This window comes from Streptomyces sp. NPDC040545, from assembly GCF_055595065.1.
Genome location: NZ_JBVIWA010000003.1, coordinates 197,395 through 215,806, shown reverse-complemented (window position 1 = coordinate 215,806; position 18,412 = coordinate 197,395). Strand labels below are relative to the sequence as shown.

Annotated in this window: 17 protein-coding genes; 10 read left to right on the top strand and 7 right to left on the bottom strand. The window is 72.1% G+C overall.

Features of this window, described 5'->3' with window-relative positions; genetic code table 11:
- Positions 1 to 100: 100 nt before the first annotated feature.
- Positions 101 to 1,129 (top strand): TolB family protein, encoded by a 1,029-nt coding sequence (locus ACZ573_RS09005; RefSeq protein WP_471301129.1) that lies wholly within the window; start codon positions 101 to 103, stop codon positions 1,127 to 1,129.
- A gap of 84 nt (positions 1,130 to 1,213) precedes the next feature.
- On the opposite strand, the gene ACZ573_RS09000 is transcribed toward ACZ573_RS09005, so the two are convergent.
- A complete protein-coding gene (locus ACZ573_RS09000) occupies positions 1,214 to 1,900 on the bottom strand; it encodes a GNAT family N-acetyltransferase (RefSeq protein WP_161292060.1) in 687 nt (228 codons plus the stop codon).
- Between the two features lie 540 nt (positions 1,901 to 2,440).
- On the opposite strand from ACZ573_RS09000, the gene ACZ573_RS08995 reads away from it, so the two are divergent.
- From ACZ573_RS08995 to ACZ573_RS08985, 3 genes are all read left to right on the top strand, one after another.
- Positions 2,441 to 2,851 (top strand): VOC family protein, encoded by a 411-nt coding sequence (locus tag ACZ573_RS08995; RefSeq protein ID WP_382538449.1) that lies wholly within the window; start codon positions 2,441 to 2,443, stop codon positions 2,849 to 2,851.
- A 33-nt stretch (positions 2,852 to 2,884) separates the two neighbouring features.
- Positions 2,885 to 3,568 (top strand): (2Fe-2S)-binding protein, encoded by a 684-nt coding sequence (locus ACZ573_RS08990; protein WP_471301126.1) that lies wholly within the window; start codon positions 2,885 to 2,887, stop codon positions 3,566 to 3,568.
- 98 nt (positions 3,569 to 3,666) lie between these two features.
- Positions 3,667 to 5,061, top strand: coding sequence for an alpha/beta hydrolase family protein (locus ACZ573_RS08985; RefSeq protein WP_471301124.1), 1,395 nt, complete (start codon positions 3,667 to 3,669; stop codon positions 5,059 to 5,061).
- 24 nt (positions 5,062 to 5,085) lie between these two features.
- On the opposite strand, the gene ACZ573_RS08980 is transcribed toward ACZ573_RS08985, so the two are convergent.
- Together ACZ573_RS08980 and ACZ573_RS08975 are read right to left on the bottom strand one after the other, a co-directional pair.
- Complete coding sequence (locus tag ACZ573_RS08980; protein WP_471301122.1) at positions 5,086 to 6,861, bottom strand: S8 family peptidase; 1,776 nt, start codon at positions 6,859 to 6,861, stop codon at positions 5,086 to 5,088.
- 265 nt (positions 6,862 to 7,126) lie between these two features.
- Positions 7,127 to 8,554 carry a cation:dicarboxylate symporter family transporter gene (locus ACZ573_RS08975; protein WP_471301120.1) on the bottom strand — a complete coding sequence of 476 codons (1,428 nt, stop codon included), beginning with the start codon at positions 8,552 to 8,554 and terminating at the stop codon, positions 7,127 to 7,129.
- 105 nt (positions 8,555 to 8,659) lie between these two features.
- On the opposite strand from ACZ573_RS08975, the gene ACZ573_RS08970 reads away from it, so the two are divergent.
- The gene (locus ACZ573_RS08970) at positions 8,660 to 10,276 is read left to right on the top strand and encodes a sensor histidine kinase (protein ID WP_471301118.1); all 1,617 of its coding nucleotides are present in this window, start codon (positions 8,660 to 8,662) and stop codon (positions 10,274 to 10,276) included.
- Positions 10,273 to 10,977, top strand: coding sequence for a response regulator (locus ACZ573_RS08965; protein ID WP_471301115.1), 705 nt, complete (start codon positions 10,273 to 10,275; stop codon positions 10,975 to 10,977). The genes ACZ573_RS08970 and ACZ573_RS08965 overlap by 4 nt, the downstream gene beginning before the upstream one ends.
- Here the strand turns inward: ACZ573_RS08965 and melC2 are convergent.
- Positions 10,932 to 11,780 (bottom strand): tyrosinase MelC2, encoded by an 849-nt coding sequence (gene melC2 / locus ACZ573_RS08960; RefSeq protein ID WP_471301114.1) that lies wholly within the window; start codon positions 11,778 to 11,780, stop codon positions 10,932 to 10,934. The genes ACZ573_RS08965 and melC2 overlap by 46 nt on opposite strands.
- Entirely contained in the window at positions 11,777 to 12,163 is a 387-nt protein-coding gene (gene melC1, locus ACZ573_RS08955) for an apotyrosinase chaperone MelC1 (protein WP_301363989.1), read from the bottom strand. Before melC1 ends, melC2 begins: the two co-directional genes overlap by 4 nt.
- A 400-nt stretch (positions 12,164 to 12,563) precedes the next feature.
- On the opposite strand from melC1, the gene ACZ573_RS08950 reads away from it, so the two are divergent.
- The 3 genes from ACZ573_RS08950 (at position 12,564) to ACZ573_RS08940 (ending at position 15,502) form a co-directional block, all read left to right on the top strand.
- Positions 12,564 to 13,004 (top strand): phage tail protein, encoded by a 441-nt coding sequence (locus tag ACZ573_RS08950; RefSeq protein WP_471301763.1) that lies wholly within the window; start codon positions 12,564 to 12,566, stop codon positions 13,002 to 13,004.
- 122 nt (positions 13,005 to 13,126) lie between these two features.
- A complete protein-coding gene (locus tag ACZ573_RS08945) occupies positions 13,127 to 14,518 on the top strand; it encodes a glutamate decarboxylase (RefSeq protein ID WP_471301110.1) in 1,392 nt (463 codons plus the stop codon).
- A gap of 129 nt (positions 14,519 to 14,647) precedes the next feature.
- Complete coding sequence (locus ACZ573_RS08940; protein ID WP_471301107.1) at positions 14,648 to 15,502, top strand: RNA polymerase sigma-70 factor; 855 nt, start codon at positions 14,648 to 14,650, stop codon at positions 15,500 to 15,502.
- A 39-nt stretch (positions 15,503 to 15,541) separates the two neighbouring features.
- Here the strand turns inward: ACZ573_RS08940 and ACZ573_RS08935 are convergent, their stop codons facing one another.
- Both ACZ573_RS08935 and ACZ573_RS08930 read right to left on the bottom strand, forming a co-directional pair.
- Positions 15,542 to 17,173, bottom strand: coding sequence for a sigma-70 family RNA polymerase sigma factor (locus tag ACZ573_RS08935; protein WP_471301104.1), 1,632 nt, complete (start codon positions 17,171 to 17,173; stop codon positions 15,542 to 15,544).
- A gap of 126 nt (positions 17,174 to 17,299) precedes the next feature.
- A complete protein-coding gene (locus ACZ573_RS08930; protein ID WP_471301101.1) occupies positions 17,300 to 17,689 on the bottom strand; it encodes an IclR family transcriptional regulator domain-containing protein in 390 nt (129 codons plus the stop codon).
- 55 nt (positions 17,690 to 17,744) lie between these two features.
- Between ACZ573_RS08930 and ACZ573_RS08925 the strand changes: the two genes are divergently transcribed.
- Entirely contained in the window at positions 17,745 to 18,410 is a 666-nt protein-coding gene (locus ACZ573_RS08925) for a bifunctional 4-hydroxy-2-oxoglutarate aldolase/2-dehydro-3-deoxy-phosphogluconate aldolase (RefSeq protein ID WP_471301099.1), read from the top strand.
- The last annotated feature ends 2 nt before the right edge of the window (positions 18,411 to 18,412 follow it).

Below are 18,412 nucleotides of genomic sequence, written 5' to 3'. Positions count from 1 at the left end.
TCACGGACCCGCCCCCGTCCATGCCTGGCCCTTGTACATGCCGCTGGGTATGGTGCCCCCGCGCCGCCCCCGGAACCCCACCCCGCCCCGGAGTCATCCCATGACGCTCCAGCGCCGGATCCTGATCCTCGCCATCGCCGTGGCCCTGCTCGCGGCCGTGGGCGTACTCGCCGTCGTGCGGGCCTCCTCCCGCGCCGACGAGAAGGACCACGCCCGGGCGGGCGGCCCGCAGGTCGATCCGGGCCCGGTCTCGCTGGCGCCGGGCGACGGCGGCCGGCGGATCGTGTTCCGCAACATGGCCTGGGGGCCGCACCGGGACGAGCTCGCGACGGTCGCGGCCGGCGCGCCGGAGGGGGCCCGTACCGCGTCGGGCGTGAGCTGCCTGCGCTTCCATGCGGCCCAGGGCACGGGGATCTGCCTCCAGGCGGACCGCGGCGGGGTCCAGGAGGGGTACCGGGCCGTCGTCCTCGACGCCCGCCTGAAGGAGGTCTCCGCGCATCCGCTGGGCGGCCTGCCGACGCGAGCCAGGGTCTCGCCGGGCGGGCACCTCGCCGCCTGGACCGTCTTCGTCGGCGGTGACTCGTACGCGGGTACGAATTTCTCGACGCGGACCTCGGTGCTCGACCTGCGCACCGGCACGCTCGACGCCTCGCTGGAGGACTTCACGATCCTGAAGGACGGCCAGCCGTACCGCAGCGCCGACGTCAACTTCTGGGGGGTCACCTTCGCCGCCGACGAGCGGACCTTCTACGCGACCCTCGCCGCCGGCGGCCGGACCCACCTGGTCCGCGGGGACCTGGGCGAGCGCACCGTGACCACCCTGCGTGAGAACGTGGAGTGCCCCTCCCTGTCACCGGACGGGACCCGGCTGGTCTTCAAGAAGCGCGTGCAGGGCCTGCCGGCCGAGGCGCCGTGGCGGCTGTACGCCCTGGACCTGGCCTCCGGAGCCGAGACCCCGCTCGCCGAGGAGCGCAGCGTGGACGACCAGGTGGTGTGGACCGACGACCGGACCGTCGTCTACGCCTTGCCGGGGGACTTCGGCGCCGACCTGTACGCCGTGCCGGCCGACGGGAGCGGCGCTCCCGCCCGGCTCATGGACTCGGCCCTCGCCCCTGCCTTCCTCGGATGAGGAGGCAGCGGCGAGGGCCGGGTCGAAGGTCGGGCCGCGAGCCGGGGCAGGACCGTTTTTCCGCTTTTCCGTCCGGCGGGGCGGCTACGCGGGGATCAGGGTCTTGCGGCGCCGCTTGCGCTGCGCGCCCGCCGACAGCCTCAGCTCGATGATCGACCGCACGGCCGGCCACTCCTCGTCGAGGATCGAGTAGAAGGCCGTACTGCGGACAGCCCCGTCCAGTCCCCGCGAATGGGCCCGGCGGACCCCCTCGCAGGTGAAGCCCAGACGTTCCATGGCGGCTCGCGACCGGCCGTTGCGCGCGTCGGCGCGCAGCGAGATTCGCCGCACCCCCCAGGTCTCGAAGGCATGGCGGAGCATGAGCAGCTTCGCCTCGGTGTTGATGCCGGTTCCCTGGGCGCCCGGGGACAGCCAGGTATTGCCGATCTCGGCGGCATCGGGGATCGCCGTCGCCGGATCGCCGAACGGGACTCCTGGCACGGCGGGCCAGATCAGAGGCCCCTGCCAGTAGTCGAGTTCCAGGAACCGGGTCGAACCGACGACCCGCCCGTCGGTGGCTCTGACCACCGCGAACGGGAGCGATCGACCCGCTGCCTGATCGGCGAGGGCACGTTCGATGTACTCGTGTGACGCCTGCACCCCATGGGGCACGGGGGTGAAGGCGTAAGTCGTACGATCCTCGGCCCCGGCCACGGCCAGAGCCTCGGTGTGGTGGGGGGCGAGGGGCTCGAGCCGCACGGTGCGGCCCGCGAGGTGTACGGGTACGGGCACGGAGCCTTCGGTCCTTCTGGGCGGTGGGGTGGTTGCACAGTCTGCGTCCATGACGTCGCCCCCCGTGCAAAACACGAGTGAAAGGCAACCGGCTGTCAGGTGAACGCGAGTGGCTCAATGTAGCTCCTTAAAGTCCTCTCATGAACCCCCAATTTGGCAATGGCGTGACACCGATTTCTGAGCACTTGGGTCCCCACCCCGGAGCACCCGTAATCACGATCCACGGACGTCCCTTCACGCGCACGGCATGGGCCCCCCAGACGGCGGCGCCGACGCCCGCCGATCACCCTGCGATCGCGCCTGACCTGCGAGGATGCGGACAGGGCCGGGTGATCCCGAGCGCGGCCCCGCTCGCGGATCCCGCACGCGGCCCCGCCCGTCCGCCGCCTCGCCCGGACGTCGAACACATGGTCGTCGGCGGTGTGTCCGTGAGCGGTCGCACCCCGGGGGAGGTACGACTGCGCCACCCGGGTCTGCTACGGCCCCCGCGGGGCCGCCGTAGAGTCGGGGCGATGCCTGGGTCCGCCGAGGAGGGTGTTCATGCTGCGAGGGTTTGCGACGATCAACTTCTGGGCCGACGACCTCGAGGCCGCGAAGGCCTGGTACACCGAGCTCCTCGGGATCGCCCCGTACTTCGAGCGGCCCGGTTACGCCGAGTTCCGTATCGGCGACTACCAGCACGAGCTGGGCATCGTCGACCGCCGCCACGCCCCGCCGGGCGCGGCGAAGGACCCGGGCGGCGCGGTGGCCTACTGGGCCGTCGACGATCTCCCCGCGGTCCACGCGCGGCTCCTGGACCTCGGGGCGACGGAGTACCAGCCGGTGACCGCCCACGGAGACGGCGGCTTCGTCACGGCGGCCGTCACCGACCCCTTCGGCAATGTGCTCGGCATCATGCGCAACCCCCACTACCTGGAGGTCCTCGAAGGGGCGACCCCGGACCCGGCCTGACCCCGGCCCCGCGCCGCTGAGATCATCTCGGGTATGGACGACGCACTGCGGCGACTGGCCGCCGTAGGACCCTTCTTCGCCGTCCCCTACGGGAAGGAACCGCCCGGCCCCGGCTTCCGGCCGCTCACCGCGCTGTACGGGGAGCGGCTCGGGCCGTACGTGGCCGAGGTGGGCCGGCGGATCGGCACCGGACCGGGCCGGGTGGCCGCCTCGACCGCACAGTTCGCGATCGTCTCCCGGCTCTGGTCGCTGGGGCTCGGATGCGCGGCGCTGGCGGGCCGGGTGCCGGACCTGGCCGCCGACCGGGTGTGGTGGCGGCTGCCGGACGCGGGATCGCTCCAGCTGTGGCTGCCCGAGCCTGGCCCCGGCCTGCCGGCCGAGGCGCTCGGGGAGAACGTCCTGGCGAACCTGGCCGTACTCGACGAGGGCCTGCGCGAGCGCTTCGGGGTCTCGCCGAAGGTCCTGCGCGGGAACGCCGCGTCCGGACTCGTCGGGGCGCTGCGCGTGCTGATCGACCGGGTGCCGGGAGGCGCTGCCGTGGAGCTGGCGGGCGCCCTGCTGGCCGACGGCGGAGCGCTGGCGGGCACCGGCACCTTCATCCATGAGGAGGGGCTCGGCGTGGCGTTCGTACGGCGCAGCTGCTGCCTCTACTACCAGGTCCCCGGAGGCGGGCTCTGCGGTGACTGCGTGCTGCGCTCCGGCCGGCGGACGGGCTGACGGCCCCGAGGGGGGCAAAGGAGGGCGCGCCGCCGTTCGGAGCAAGGGAGGGCGCGCCGTGCCCCGACCCGCCGGGGGCCCGGCGTACGGTCCGCTGCATGACCGCTCGTACACCGCACCCGCCCTCCGCACTCACCCGCCGCGCGGCCCTGACCGGGCTCGCCGCCGGGGCCGGCGCGCTCGCCGTCGGGGGCGGGGCCCGCACGGCTGCGGCCGCGCCCAAGCCGTCCGCCAAGGCCGTGGATCCCACCCCGGGAGCGATGAAGCTCTTCGACGATCCCGGCTTCAACTTCGCGGGCCTGCTCGCACTCGGCGCCGCCGGCATGCGTGCCTCCGAGGTGGGCGAGGTACTGACCGCGGTCAATTCCATCAACGCGGCCGGTCTGTCCGAGCAGACGTTCAGCGACACCTTCCGCGCCTGGGGGGACCGGCTCGCCGCGCCCCCGGCCGCCGGCCGCCACGGCCACGAGGCCCCCTCGCAGACCCGCCGCTTCCGGTCCCTGCGCGCCGCCCAGTACTACGCGCAGGCGCTGTTCTACGTGCTCGGCACCGACCACCCCGGTGACGAGGAGGCGGTCTACCTGGCCGGGCGGGGGGCCTGGGACACCTTCGCCAGGCTCTGCGCACCGGCTGCGGTCCGCGCGAAGGTCCCGTACGGCGGGACCCACCTGCCGGTGTGGTTCTTCCGCCCGGACGGTCCCGCCGAACCGCGCCCCACCGTGATCCTCACCAACGGCAGCGACGGCCAGAACCTCGACATGTGGACCTACGGCGTGGCCGCCGCCCTCGGCCGCGGCTGGAACGCGCTCGTCTACGACGGACCCGGCCAGGGGCAGCTCCTGTTCGTGGAGGAGATCCCCTTCACCACCCGCTGGGAGAAGGTGGTCGGTCCGATCGTCGACTGGCTGGAGCACCGCAAGGACGTGGACAGCGGCCGGATCGCGCTCACCGGCCTGAGCATGGGCGGCAACCTGGTCGCCCGCGCCGCCGCGTTCGAGCACCGGCTCGCCGCAGTCGCCTGCCAGCCGGGCTGCGTCAGCCCCTGGCTGGGATTCGACGCGGAGCTGCGCGCCATCGTCACCCCCGACAAGGAGGAGACCAACCGGGTCTGGAACGAGGAGGTCGTCCCGGAGCTGACGCCGGAGCTCGCCTTCACCGTCAAGAAGCGCTTCGAGATCTTCGACCGGCAGGCACTGCGCCAGGCCCGCGAAGGGGTCGTGCTCACGGACATCTGGACCCCGGCACAGGTGGCCATGGGCCTCGACATCACCAAGGTGGTCGGCAGGATCAAGGCCCCGACGCTCGTCCTGGACTACGACTTCGAGCTGTTCTACCCGGGCCAGCCGCAGCAGATGTACGACCTCCTGCGCACGCGCCGCGAGTACGTGAAACTGACGGAGGCCACCGGGGCGCAGTTGCACTGCTCCCCGATGGCCCCGCAGCAGCACTGCGACGTCGTCTTCGACTGGCTCGCCGACGTGCTCCAGTACTAGCAGGATTCAGATCCTGGGGACCTGCTAGAAGGTCAGGTTCCAGGAGTCGACCTTGCCGGTGTCGCCGCCGGCGTTGTCGTTGACCCGCAGCTTCCAGGTGCCGTTCGCGACCTCGGAGGAGGCGTTCACGGTGTAGACCTGGTTGATGTTGTCGGTGCTGCCGCCGGCGCGGTTGTGCACGGTGTAGACGGTGCCGTCCGGCGCGACCAGGTCGACCTTCAGGTCACCGATGTAGGTGTGCACGATGTTCACGCCCACCTTGAGCGTGGCCGGGGCGTTGCCGGTGACACCGCTGACGGTGATCGGGCTCTCCACCGTGGTGTTGTCGCCGATAACGAAGTCACCGGTGTTCTCGAAATACTTGCCGGGCGGCGGGGTGCTGCCGACGGCCTTCAGGGCGTCGACCTGGCCCTCGCCGAAGAAGCCGTTCTTCGCCGTGGTGCCCTTGCAGCGGCTGTCCGACGGGCAGGCGACGTCGCCCGCCTGGGTGGCCAGCTTGTCGCGCAGCTGCGCCGGGGTGATGCCCGGGTTGGTGCTGGCCAGCAGGGCCGCCACACCGGTGACGTGCGGGGACGCCATCGACGTGCCGCTCATGGTGCCGTACTTGCCGCCAGGCTGGGTGCTGTAGATGCCGACGGTGTCGCCGCCGGGGGCCGTCACGTCGACGACGTTCAGGCCGTAGTTGGAGTACGAGGCCTTCGCGGTGGTGCCCATCGCCGAGACCGTGACCACGCCCGGGAGCTCGGTCGGGATGTCCAGGCAGGCGTTGGTGATGGTGCGGGTGACCGGCGTCGAGTCGTTCGGGGACTCGGTGTCGGTCGTCTTGTTGGCCAGGTCGATGTTGGAGTTGCCGGCCGCCGCGACCTGCAGCGAGCCCTTGCCCTCGGCGTACTCCTGGGCGCGCTTGACGCCCTCGATGATCGCGGCCTGGTCGGCGTTGTCCGGGCAGTTGAACTGCCACGGGTCCGTGTAGTAGCTGTTGTTGGTGACCTTGAAGCCGTGGTCACCGGCCCACATGAAGCCGCAGACCGTGTTCTCGGCGAAGAAGAGCGAGGAGCCGGGCTCGGCGATGCGCACCGAGGAGATCTTCACGCCCGGCGCCACGCCGATGACGCCCTTGCCGTTCTTGGCGGCCGCGACCGTACCGGCCACGTGCGTGCCGTGGGTGCCGACGTCCCGCCAGGCGCCCGTACGGGTGTCCGGCTTGCCGTAGGCGCAGGACGCGGAGTCCGCCGCGTTGAAGTTCGGGGCCAGGTCCTGGTGCTGGTCGTCCACACCGGTGTCCAGGATGCCGACCTTGACGGAGGACGAACCGGTGGTGACCGCCCAGGCCTGGTCGGCCTTGATCTGCGTCATGTCGGCGCGGACCGGCTCGCCCGAAGGCGTGGTGGCCTGGGCCGGGTTGGCGGGCAGCGCCGGGTTGTAGGCGTCCGCCGGCACGTCCGAGGTGCGGGTGGCGCCGACCTGCTGGACGCCGCTGACACCGCGCATGGTGGTGGCGAAGGTACCGGACGCGGAGTGGGCGACGATCACGCCGATCGCGTCGTAGTACTGGAACACCGTGCCGCCGCCCGCGGTGACGGCGTTCCGTACCGCCGTGGTGTCACCGGGGGCGGTGATCACGAGGTAGGCACGGGTGCCGGCAACCCAGGTCGCACTCTGGGAGGTCGGGGCCGCGGCCTTGGGGGCGGCCGCCGCGGGGGCGGGGGCCGAGGAGCCGTTGGGCGAGACGGGGGCGGTGCCGGCGAGCGCGGCGGGGGCCCCGAACGCGAGTGCCGCGCCGAGCGTGGCGGCCAGCACGAGGGTACGTCGAGGTCGGCTGGATATGTGGGGTATCAATGCGTCCTCCGAAGACCCGGTGGTCAGGCCGGGTCGAACGAAACAAGTGGTGGACGCAAGATGTCATGCACACAGCCTGTTACGGAAGTACCTTTTACAGCCGGGGGGTTCGTATATCGGTGGCCGAATACCGACTATGGGTGCAAGTGCGGAGAATGCGGCGGGCCGGCCGGGCTGGGCACCGTGGGGGCGAGCCCTGCCCGGTCGGCCCGCGGGGGCGTACCGGCTAGACCGGTACCCCGTCCTTGGGGTTGGCCGCGGGCTGCGGCACGGAATTCGGAGTTCCGTCGGACTCCGCGGCCTCGGCGGACTCCGCGGCCTCGGCGGACCGCGCGGGCCCGCCCTGCGGGTGCTGCGTGTCGTGCCCGTCGTCCACCAGCGTGCCCTCGTCGAACGGCAGCCGTCCCGCGAGCACTTCGGTGGCGCGCGCGTGGTCGAACTCCTTCGTCCACGTCCCGATGAGCACCGTCGCGACCGCGTTGCCCGCAAAGTTCGTCAGGGCCCGGGCCTCGCTCATGAACCGGTCGATGCCCACGATCAGGCCGACGCCGTCCACCAGTTCCGGCCGGTGCGACTGCAGGCCGCCGGCGAGGGTGGCCAGGCCCGCGCCGGTCACCCCGGCCGCACCCTTCGACGCGATGACCATGAACAGCAGGAGCGAGATCTGCTCGCCCAGCGCCAGCGGCTTGCCCATCGCCTCGGCGATGAAGAGCGAGGACATCGTCAGATAGATGGCCGTCCCGTCCAGGTTGAACGAGTAGCCGGTCGGCACGGTGATCCCGGTGACCGGCCGGGAGACACCCAGGTGCTCCATCTTCGCGATCAGCCGCGGCAGCGCCGACTCCGAGGAGGAGGTCGAGAGGATCAGCAGGAACTCCCGGCCCAGATAGCGCAGCAGGGCGAAGACGCTGACCCCGGTGCACACCCGGAGCAGCGTGCCGAGGACCACGAACACGAAGATCAGGCAGGTCGTGTAGAAGCCGATCATGATGACGGCGAGGGACTTCAGCGCGTCGATGCCGGTGGCCCCGACCACCGCCGCGATCGCCCCGAAGGCGCCCACCGGAGCCGCCCACATGATCATCGCAAGTACCCGGAACACCAGCTTCTGGATGTGCCCGATGCCCCGCAGCACCGGCTCGCCCGCCGCGCCCATGGCCTGCAGCGCGAACCCGCAGAGCAGCGCCACCAGCAGCGTCTGCAGCACCTCGCCCCCGGTGAAGGCGGACACCAGCGTGGTCGGAATGATCCCGAGCAGGAACTCCGGCGTGCTCTCGGACCCGCCCGCCTTGGCCTGCGCCTCGCCCGCGCTGCGCGCCGCCTCGGTCAGGTGCAGCCCGCTGCCGGGCTCGAGCAGGTTGCCGACCAGCAGGCCGATGGCCAGCGCCACCGTGGACATGACCATGAAGTAGCCGAGGGCGAGCCCGCCCACGGCACCCACCTTGGCGGCTTTGCGCACGGATCCGATGCCCAGCACGATCGTGCAGAAGATCACGGGCGAGATCATCATCTTGATGAGGTTGACGAACCCGGTGCCCAGCGGTTTGAGCTCCACGGCCACGCCGGGGGCGGCGAAGCCGACGGCGATGCCGAGCAGCACCGCGCCGATCACCGCGATGTAGAGATAGTGCGTTCTGTCGCGCCTGGCGGCCACGATGCCTCCCGGTGGTGATTACGTTCGGGGAGACCATCGCCCAGGCCTGTGACCCCGGTCACCCTTGCGTTCATTGAGTTCACGACCCGGTGCACACTGAGCGCCATGTTCCGCTTCCCCCGACCCCCGCGCAGCCTCGCCGGCCAGCTCTTCGCCATGCAGGTGCTGCTGGTCACCGTGGTCGTCGCGGGCTGCGCCGTCTTCGCGTACGCCACGGCCCGGGGCCAGGCCGAGGAGGCCGCCCGGCGCCAGGCCGGGGCCGTGGCCCACGCGGTGGCCGACTCGCCGTCCGTACGTGAGGCCGTACGGGGAGCGGCGCGCGGGATCGACCCGTCCGCCGGGCTCCAGCCCTACGCCGAGCGGGTCCGCGAGGACTCCGGAGTGGCCTTCGTGACGATCATGTCCCCCGAGGGGCGGCGCTGGACCCACCCCGACCCGCGCCGGATCGGCGAGCCCTTCATGGGCAACACCGCCCCCGCGCTGCGCGGCGAGACCTTCAGCGAGACGTACACCGGCACCCTCGGCCCCTCCATCCGCGTGGTCACCCCGCTCCAGGACGAGGGCCGGATCATCGGCCTGGTCAGCGCGGGGATCACCGTCCGCGCCATCAGCGACCGGCTCGCCACGCAGCTCTCCGCCCTCGCCTGGGTCGCGGGCGGCGCGCTCGCCCTCGGCGGCGCGGGCACGTACGTCGTCAACGCGAGGCTGCGCCGTCACACTCATGGCATGAACGCGGCAGAGCTCAGCCGGATGTACGACTACCACCAGGCGGCCCTGCACGGCGTCCGCGAGGGACTGCTGATGCTCGACGGGCAGCGCCGGATCACCCTGATCAACGACGCCGGACGGGAACTGCTGGGTCTGCCGGGCGAGGTCACCGGCAGCCAGGTGGCCGGCCTCGGCCTGCCGGCCCCGCTCACCGGGGCCCTGCTCGCGGACCGGCCCCGGGTGGACGAGGTGCACCTGACCGCGGACCGGGTGCTGGTGGTCAACAGCTCGCCGGTCGCGGGCGGAGGCCGCCGGGGCACGGTGGTCACTCTGCGCGACCACACGGAACTTCAGGCGCTGACCGGCGAGCTGGACCACGAGCGAGGCTTCACCCAGGCGCTGCGCTCCCAGGCCCACGAGGCGGCCAACCGGCTGCACACGGTGGTCTCGCTCATCGAACTCGGCCGCGCGGACGAGGCGGTCGACTTCGCCACCGCCGAGCTGGAACTCGCCCAGGCCCTCACCGACGAGGTGGTCACCGCGGTGGGGGAGCCGGTGCTGGTGGCGCTGCTGCTGGGCAAGGCCGCCCAGGCGCACGAGCGGGGCGTCGAGCTGGTCGTCACCGCCGACAGCCGCACTCTCGCCGAAGGCGGCGGGCTGCCGCCCGCCCGGGACCTCGTCACCGTGCTCGGCAACCTCATCGACAACGCCGTCGACGCGCTCACCGCCGTACCGGGAGCCCGGATCGCGGTGACGCTGCGGCCCGAGCCGGATGAGCTGCTGCTGCGGGTCGCGGACAACGGACCCGGGCTGCCTGAGGGGGTGGACGTGTTCCGCCGGGGCTGGTCCGGGAAGGGCGAGGGCCGCGGCCTCGGCCTCGCGCTGGTCCGGCAGGTCGCGGAGCGCTACGGCGGCACGGTGACCGCCGCGCAGGGCCCGGGCGGAGGCGCGGAGTTCACGGTCCGCCTGCCGGTCGCGTCCGCACCCGCCGTAGGCCCCGGGGGCCCGCGATGAGCGGGGGCGAGGTGCGCGTGCTGATCGTCGAGGACGACCCGGTGGCCGCCGACGCGCACGCGCTCTACATCGGCCGGGTGCCCGGCTTCACCGCCGTCGGCGCCGCCCACTCGCTCGCCGAGGCCACCCGGTTCCTGGAACGGACCCGCGTCGACCTGCTGCTCCTGGACCTCGGCCTGCCCGACGGGCACGGCCTGCGCTTCGCGCGCGGGCTGCGCGCCGCCGGCCATCCGGTCGACGTGATCGTGGTGACCTCCGCGCGGGACCTGGCCGTGGTCCGCGAGAGCGTCTCGCTGGGCGTCGTCCAGTACGTACTGAAGCCGTTCGCGTTTCCCACCCTGCGCGAACGGCTCCTGCGCTACGCCGAGTTCCGTCAGACGGCGGGCGAGGCGGCCGGCCAGGACGACGTCGACCGGGCGATGGCCGCCCTGCGCGCACCCCGCCCGGCCGAGCTCCCCAAGGGGCTGAGCGCGCCGACCCTCGACCGGGTCGCCGCCCTGCTGCGGTCGGCGCCCGAGGGGCTGACCGCAGCAGGGGCGGCCGAGGCGGCCGGGATCTCCCGGATCACCGCCCGCCGCTACCTGGAGCACCTGGTGGACACCGGCCGCGCGGACCGCACCCCCCGGTACGGCCAGGTCGGCCGCCCCGAACTGCACTACCGTTGGCTGGCGGCGGCGACCGGTTCGGTGTCGAAGGTGTAGAACTTCCGGTGGTCCAGCATGTCCGCCGGGGTCACGTCGTTCCAGGGCCGCATGGTGTCGTTCAGGTCGACGACGTTCTGCGTACCCGCGGCCGGCAGGTACGTGGACTGGGGGTGCTTGGCCTGCCAGTCGGCCCACAGCTTGTCGATGAAGGCGTGGTGCATCCAGAACACCGGGTCGTTGGGGGAGACCCCGGTGGACATCTGCCCGCCGACCCACACGTGCACCCGGTTGTGCAGGTTGGCGCCGCGCCAGCCCTCCAGGTTGTTGCGGAAGCCGTTGGAGGAGCTGTTCCAGGGCGCCATGTCGTAGACCGGCATGGCGAGCACGGAGTCCACCTCGGCCTTGGTCGGCAGCTGGGCGACGGCCGCGCCGAGATCGCGGCGCAGGTAGGCACGCCCGTCCACCCGGACGTTTATGTTCCACTTGCCCGTCGAGTACGCGAACGGACCGTCCATGACCTGCCCGTCGCGGGCCCGCCCGGTGCCGCCGAGGAAGTCGGCGGCGAAGAGGGAGGCGCGGGAGGTCCGGTCCACGGTCCAGTCCCAGTACGGGAGCGCCACACTCGCGTCCACTTTCTGCAGCGCCGCCTCGAACTCCAGGAGGAAGCGCCGGTGCCACGGCAGGAAGGAGGGGGAGCGGTGGCCGACGCGGTCGCCCGAGTCGGTGTCGCTCATGATGAAGCCGTTGTGGGTGGTGACGAAGCGGTCGTAGCTGCCGGTGCGCTTGAGCTCCAGCAGCGCGGAGGTGAAGGCGCGCTTCTCCGCCGGGGTCAGCGTGGCCTGGTTCTTGCGGACGGTCATGCCGCACCTCCGAAGGGAACGAGGGCGGCGCCCTGGAGATCGCGCACGGCGGCGCGGGCGAGGAGCTTCGGGTCGGCGAAGGTCTCGTAGTGGTTGATGACGCTGATCCAGGTGCCGTCGGCGTTGCGCATGATGTGCAGTTCCCTGCCGTCTATTCGGACGGTGGGCTGGCCGGGCGAGTGGTGGCCGCCGTGGTGGCCGCCTTCGCCGGCGGTGATCTGGATACGACGGCCCTTGTAGACCTCGTCGACCGTGCCCGGGGTGGTGGGCTCGGTGGGGGTCGCGGCGGCGTTCGTGGCGCCCGCGGCAGCAGCGGTCAGGCCAAGGACGGTGAGGGCACCGGCGGTTGTCCCCAAGGCCTGACGGCGAGTGATCTTCTTCATGGTCCGAAGAGGTATCAGGGCTCGGGAGAGGCTTGGCCTGTATCCGGACATCGACGGATAAGTTGCCGGTAGAACAAGTTGGATGATCTTCCCGTCCGGAGCGGCTCCGGGGGCCCGGACGGGAAGATCTGCGGCATTGAGTCTACTGGACAGTAATTTCTTCGGAGGGTCGAGGGTCGTATGGGCGGGGTCACACCGGAGAGTCGGCCGGAAGCAGAGCGTCAGCGTCACTTCGCGGTCTGTCACGGGCCTGGGGCGTGAGGAACGCCGGAACGCAATCTGGCCCTCGGGGGTGTCCGCCGGATCATGTGACCTCCTCGCGCTCATGGCGTTAGGCACACGCAAGCGGGCCGGAGGGGACCGTCGGCCATTCAGCCAGGAGCAGTGGGAGGCGTACATCGTGTTGACCGGTGACAGCTTCAGCAGCAGCACCTTCGCCATCGAGTTGGGCACGTTCCAGGTCGAGACCGTCCAGAGCGTCTCGGGACTTCAGCTGGAGCAGGATGTCGTGGAGGTCCGGCAGGTCTCACCGACCGGTGAACTGCTCGTTCGCAAGCAGCCGGGGGCGCGCAAGGCCGGTGAGGTCACGATCACCCGCGGCATGGACAAGAGCGCCGCGTTCACCGACTGGATCAAGGCCACCCTGGTCAACGCCGACCTCGATGCCGCGCGCCAGAACATCACCATCGCGTTGCAGGACGCGAAGAAGCAGACCGTCCGCCGCATTCACCTCAGCAACGCCTGGGCCTCGCGTTGGGAGGGGCCGTCGCTGGGAGCCTCCGAGTCCGGGCCCGCGACGGAGCAGGTGACGATCACGTACGAAGACATCACCGTCGAGTAGCCATCGGTCCTCTCCGGCGGATCATGGTCGGATCCGGAGTCGGATGGCCCCAAGGCGGTGCGCGGTCGAGTGGGCGCGGGACCTCCTCGCCGATTGGCGGTTTTTGTCCCTATAGTCCCTATATGGCTCTTCATGAGACGAAGGACGCACGTGCTCAGGACGCCGACACGGACGTGTTCGCGTCCACGCTGAGTGGCCAGATCCTCCCCAAGTACAGGATTCCTGAGGACCAATCACCCACCGAGGTCGTCTACGAACTGCTCCGCAACGAGCTGCTCCTGGACGGCAACGCGGCCCAGAACCTGGCCACCTTCTGCACCACCTGGTCGGACGAGGGCGTGCACCGCCTGATGAACGTCTGCCTCGACAAGAACATGATCGACAAGGACGAGTACCCGCAGACCGCCGAGATCGAGTTCCGCTGCGTCAACATCCTGGCCGACCTGTGGAACGCCCCCGCCGGCACCACCGCGGCCGGCTGCTCCACCACCGGCTCCAGCGAGGCCGCCATGCTCGGCGGCCTCGCCCTCAAATGGCGGTGGCGCGAGCGCCGCCGCGCCGAGGGCCTGCCCACCGACCGCCCCAACCTGGTGTGCGGACCGGTCCAGATCTGCTGGGAGAAGTTCGCCCGCTACTTCGACGTCGAACTGCGCCAGGTCCCGATCGAGGCCGGCGCCACCGGCCTGCAGGCCCATCAGCTCGCCGGGTACGTCGACGAGAACACCATCGGCGTCGTCGCCATCCTCGGCGTCACGTACACCTGCGACTACGAGCCCGTCGCCGAGATCGCCGCCGAGCTCGACCGGATCCAGGCCGAGCACGGCTGGGACGTCCCCATCCACGTGGACGGTGCGAGCGGCGGGTTCGTGGCGCCCTTCCTCCACCCCGACGTGGTGTGGGACTTCCGGCTGGAGCGTGTCGCCTCCGTCAACACCTCCGGCCACAAGTACGGGCTCGCGCCGCTGGGAGTCGGCTGGATCGTCTGGCGCACCGCCGACCTGCTCCCCGCCGACCTCGTCTTCAACGTCGAGTACCTCGGCGGCGACATGCCGACCTTCGCCCTCAACTTCTCCCGCCCGGGCGGCGAGATCATTGCGCAGTACTACCTGTTCCTGCGCCTGGGCCGGGCCGGCTACCGGCGTGTCCAGGCGGCCTGCGCCGACACCGCCCAGTACCTCGCCCGGCAGATCGCCGACATGGGCGACTTCACCCTCCTCTACGACGGCCAGGGCGCCCTGCCCGCCGTCTCCTACACACTCGCCGACCCCGGCACCGCCGGATTCAGCCTCTACGACCTCTCCGACCGGCTGCGCATGCGCGGCTGGCAGGTGCCCTCGTACCCGCTGCCCGCCGACCGCGACGACACGGTCATCCAGCGCGTCCTCGTCCGGCACGGCGTGACCCGCGATCAGATGGCCCTGCTCGTCACCGACCTGCGCGCGGCCGTGGAACACCTGAAGGCCACGCCCCCGCCCGCACCGGCCGCCGCGCCGCGGTCCGGCTTCCACCACTGACACCGGGCCGGCGTACGGGGCCGGCGGACGGGGCCGCGCGGGCCGGGCCGAAGGCTGCGGGTGCCCGCCGGAAGCTGCCCCGGCGGACTCCCTTGATGATCCGGGTCCGCGAATGACACCGTGGTGATCATGAGTGACCATTTCGAGGACCACCGGCGCCTGCTGTTCGGCACGGCCTACCGCATGCTGGGCAGCGTCGCCGACGCCGAGGACATCGTGCAGGACGCCTGGCTCGCCTGGCACCGCACCGACCGCACGGCGGTCGAGAACCCCAGGGCCTACCTGGTGCGCACCGTCACCAACCTGAGCCTCAACCGGCTCAGGTCGGCCCAGGTCGTCCGCGAGGCGTACGTCGGACCCTGGCTCCCCGAACCCCTCCTCACCTCGCCCGACATCGCCGAGGAGGCCGAACTCGCCGACACGGTGTCCATGGCGGTCCTGGTCGTACTGGAGACCCTGACCCCGACCGAGCGCGCGGTCTTCATGCTCCGCGAGGTGTTCGGGTACTCCTACGCCGAGATCGCGGAGGTCGTCGGGAAGTCCGAGGCGAGCGTGCGCCAGTCCGCGCACCGGGCCCGCGAACACGTCCGGGCGCGCCGCCCCCGCTTCACCGCCAAGGCGGCCGAGCAGCGCGAGATCGTCGAGAAGTTCCGGCAGGCCTGCCTCGGCGGGGACCTCGGCGAGGTGCTCACGGTCCTCGCCCCCGACATCGTCTCCTGGGCCGACGGCGGCGGCGTCGTCACCGCTGCCCGCCGCCCGCTGCACGGAGCCGACCACGTGGCCCGCTGGTGGCTCGGCGTCCTGGCCAAGTCCGATGCCCGCGACGGGGCGATGCGCCCCGCGGAGATCAACGGCGAGCCCGGCCTGCTGCTCGTCCACAACGGCGCGACCGTCGGCGCCATGACCTTCGAGGCCGCCGACGGCCGGATCACCGCACTGCGCGTCACCGTCAACCCGGAGAAGCTGCGAGGCCTGCAGCCCTGACGGGACCCCGACGACGGGGCCGGGCGACCGCTCCGCCCTCTACCGCGCGCCGAAGTTCTGGGTCCACCAGGGGCCACCCGAGCTCTGGTGGATGCCCACCCCGATGTCCTTGAAGGAGCAGTTGAGGATGTTCGCCTTGTGGCCCGGGCTCTTCATCCAGGAGTCCATGACCGACTGGGCCGTCTGCTGGCCCCGCGCGATGTTCTCCCCGTACGTCGACCAGCGGTACCCGGCCGCGGTCGTCCGGTCGCCCGGGTCCTTGCCGTCGGGGCTGGTGTGATCGAAGTAGTCCCGGGCCGCCATGTCGTCGGAGTGCCCCTGAGCCGCCGCACGCAGCTGCGGGTCCTCCTTGAGGGGCCCGCAGCCGGCCGCCGCGCGCTCGTTGTTGACCAGGGCCACGACCTGACCGGCCATGCCCGAGGGCGGGGCAGGCGCCGGCTTGGCCGCCGAGGCCTTCGGGCTCGGGGACTTGCTCTTGGACTGCGTCGGGCTCGGGCTCGCCGACGGACTCGGCGAGGCGGAGGCCGACGGGGAGGGCGAGGCGGACGCGGAGGGGGAGGCCGACTCCGAGGGCGGAGCGGCGGATTCGGTCGCCGAGAGCGCGGCCAGCGGGCTCGCGGGCGCGGCGGCGCCCTCCTTCGTGTCACCGGAACCGGGCAGCCCCCCGAGGTAGACGAGCCCGCCGCCCGCGACGCAGGCGGCGAGCACCGCACCGCCGACCACCCGGCGGCGGCTCTGCCGGCGCTTGCGCAGCGCGCCGCGGCCACCGCCGCCCACGTCGGCCACCGGGGTGAGCTGGGTCGCGGCCTCGTCGAAGCCGCCGCCGAAGCCCCCGTCGTTACCTTGGGCGAAGGCAACGCTCGCGGGGGCGAAGCCGGCCGCCCCCGCCGTCTTCATTCCCGCCAGCAGGGCCGCCGAGACCGGTACCAGGGCCAGACCGGCCAGCAGTCCCTCCGCCGGAACCAGCCCGCTCCACAGGCCGGAGCAACGTACGCATTCACGGGCGTGCCGGGCTATTCGCTTGCGCCACAGCGCCGAGGGCTCCCCGTCCCAGCCCGCCATCACGGTCCGCAGCTCCTCGCACGCCGGGTGGGTGTCCAGCGCGCGCTCCACCACGCGGGCCGACTCCAGCTGCGCCTTCATCCGCTGCACCCGGACCGCCGTGTGCTGCGGGGACAGTTCCAGCGCGCTGGCCACCTCGGCCCGGGTCAGCTCCCCGGCGCACTCCAGCCACCACAGGGACAGCAGCGCCCGGTCCTCGGGCTCCAGCCAGCGGGTGGCCCGGGCCGTCTCGCGCCGCTGTCCGGCGAGCTGGAGGCGGGTGACGGTCAGGTCGACGAAGTCGGCACCCGGGTCGGCGACATCGCTCGCGGCCTCCAGCGTGCTCTCGCCGAAACCGCTCTGCCGGGCCTGCCAGTGCGCCCGCACGCGGTTCATCGCGATCGCCACCAGCCAGGACCGGAAGCTCTCGTCCACGCGCAGGCCGCCCAGCCCGTCGAGCGCCCGCAGCATCGTGTCCTGCACCACGTCGTCCACGTCGCAGGACCCGTTGAGGGCCCGCCCGACGATGTTGTAGACGAGCGGGAGATGGGTGCTGACGAGCTCGTCCTGCGCGCGCAGGTCGCCCGCGCGGGCCGCTGCCACAAGCGCTGCGGTGTGCTGAGTAGTCATGTGATGTTCCCTGTCCGTACCGGCGGTCGATGATGCCCGATACATGGGAGACCGTCGACGGGGGCGTCGATAACAGTTATCCGGAAGAATTTTCCCGAAGAGCTTTCCGGGGCCTTCCACCGGGGGTCACAGCAGCGGAGCCAGGGCCTCCGCGGCCGCTCGCAGGGCGGTCGCGCCGATCAGTTCCCGTACCTCCTCGGCGGGCAACAGAGCCAGGATGCTCGTGCCGATCGCGGTCGTGCGCAGCGGCATGCGCATGCCGACGCGGGAGGCCGTCCGGAAGCGCCGGTCCTCGTTCTCCAGCTTGCGGATGCAGGACATGGTCCGCCCGCTGTGCAGGGCCAGATGGACCATCTGGCCGGTGGCCCGCCGGAGTTCGCCGAGGACGCGCCCGATGCCGGCCGGTTCTCCGGCGCCGACCAGGGCGGAGAGCCCGCGCGCCCGCCCGCTGCCGCTCCGTCCATTGACACGAGGGCTCCTGGCGTGGGTAGGGTCTAGACCACATGGTTCCGCCATGCGGTACGCCGTTCCATCACGTGGAACAAGCGCGTGGAGTGAAGGGGAGGATCCGTTGCCCGATCACCCGTCAGGCCACGCGGCGGGGCACCTCTACGCGGTGCTGGCGGCCCAGCGCGTGCTGCCCGTGCTGCGCAACACCGACGCCGACGAGGCCGTCCGCCACACCACCGCCCTGCTCGCCGCCGGCTGCCGCGCGGTCGAGCTCACCACCTCCACGCCCGGCTGGGCCGCCGCCGTCACCCGCACCACCCCGCTGAGCGATGTCCACGGCCGACCGGCGCTCATCGGCGTCGGCACGGTCACCACCACCGCGCAGGCCGAGACGGCCCTCGACGCGGGCGCCGCCTTCCTGATCTCCCCCTATCCGGCCCCCGAGGTCCGCGCGGTGGCCGTACGCCGCGAAGCCGTATTCATCGAGGGCGGGTTCACCCCGGGCGAAATCGCCGCCGCCGTCCGGGCGGCCGGAGCCGCCAAGGTCTTCCCGGCGCACGTCGGCGGCCCCGGGTTCGTCCGCTCCCTCCGGGCCGTCCTGCCCGGAGCGGTCATCGTCCCGACCGGCGGCATCCGGCCCGCCGAGGTCCCGGACTGGCTCGCCGCCGGCGCGACCGCCGTCGGGATCGGCGGCGGCCTGCCGTCCGACCCGGGCGAGCTGGCCGCCGTGTTCGCCGGGGCGGCCACGCCGTGCCGCGTATCCTGCGACCCCGCCCCGGGGCACTGACC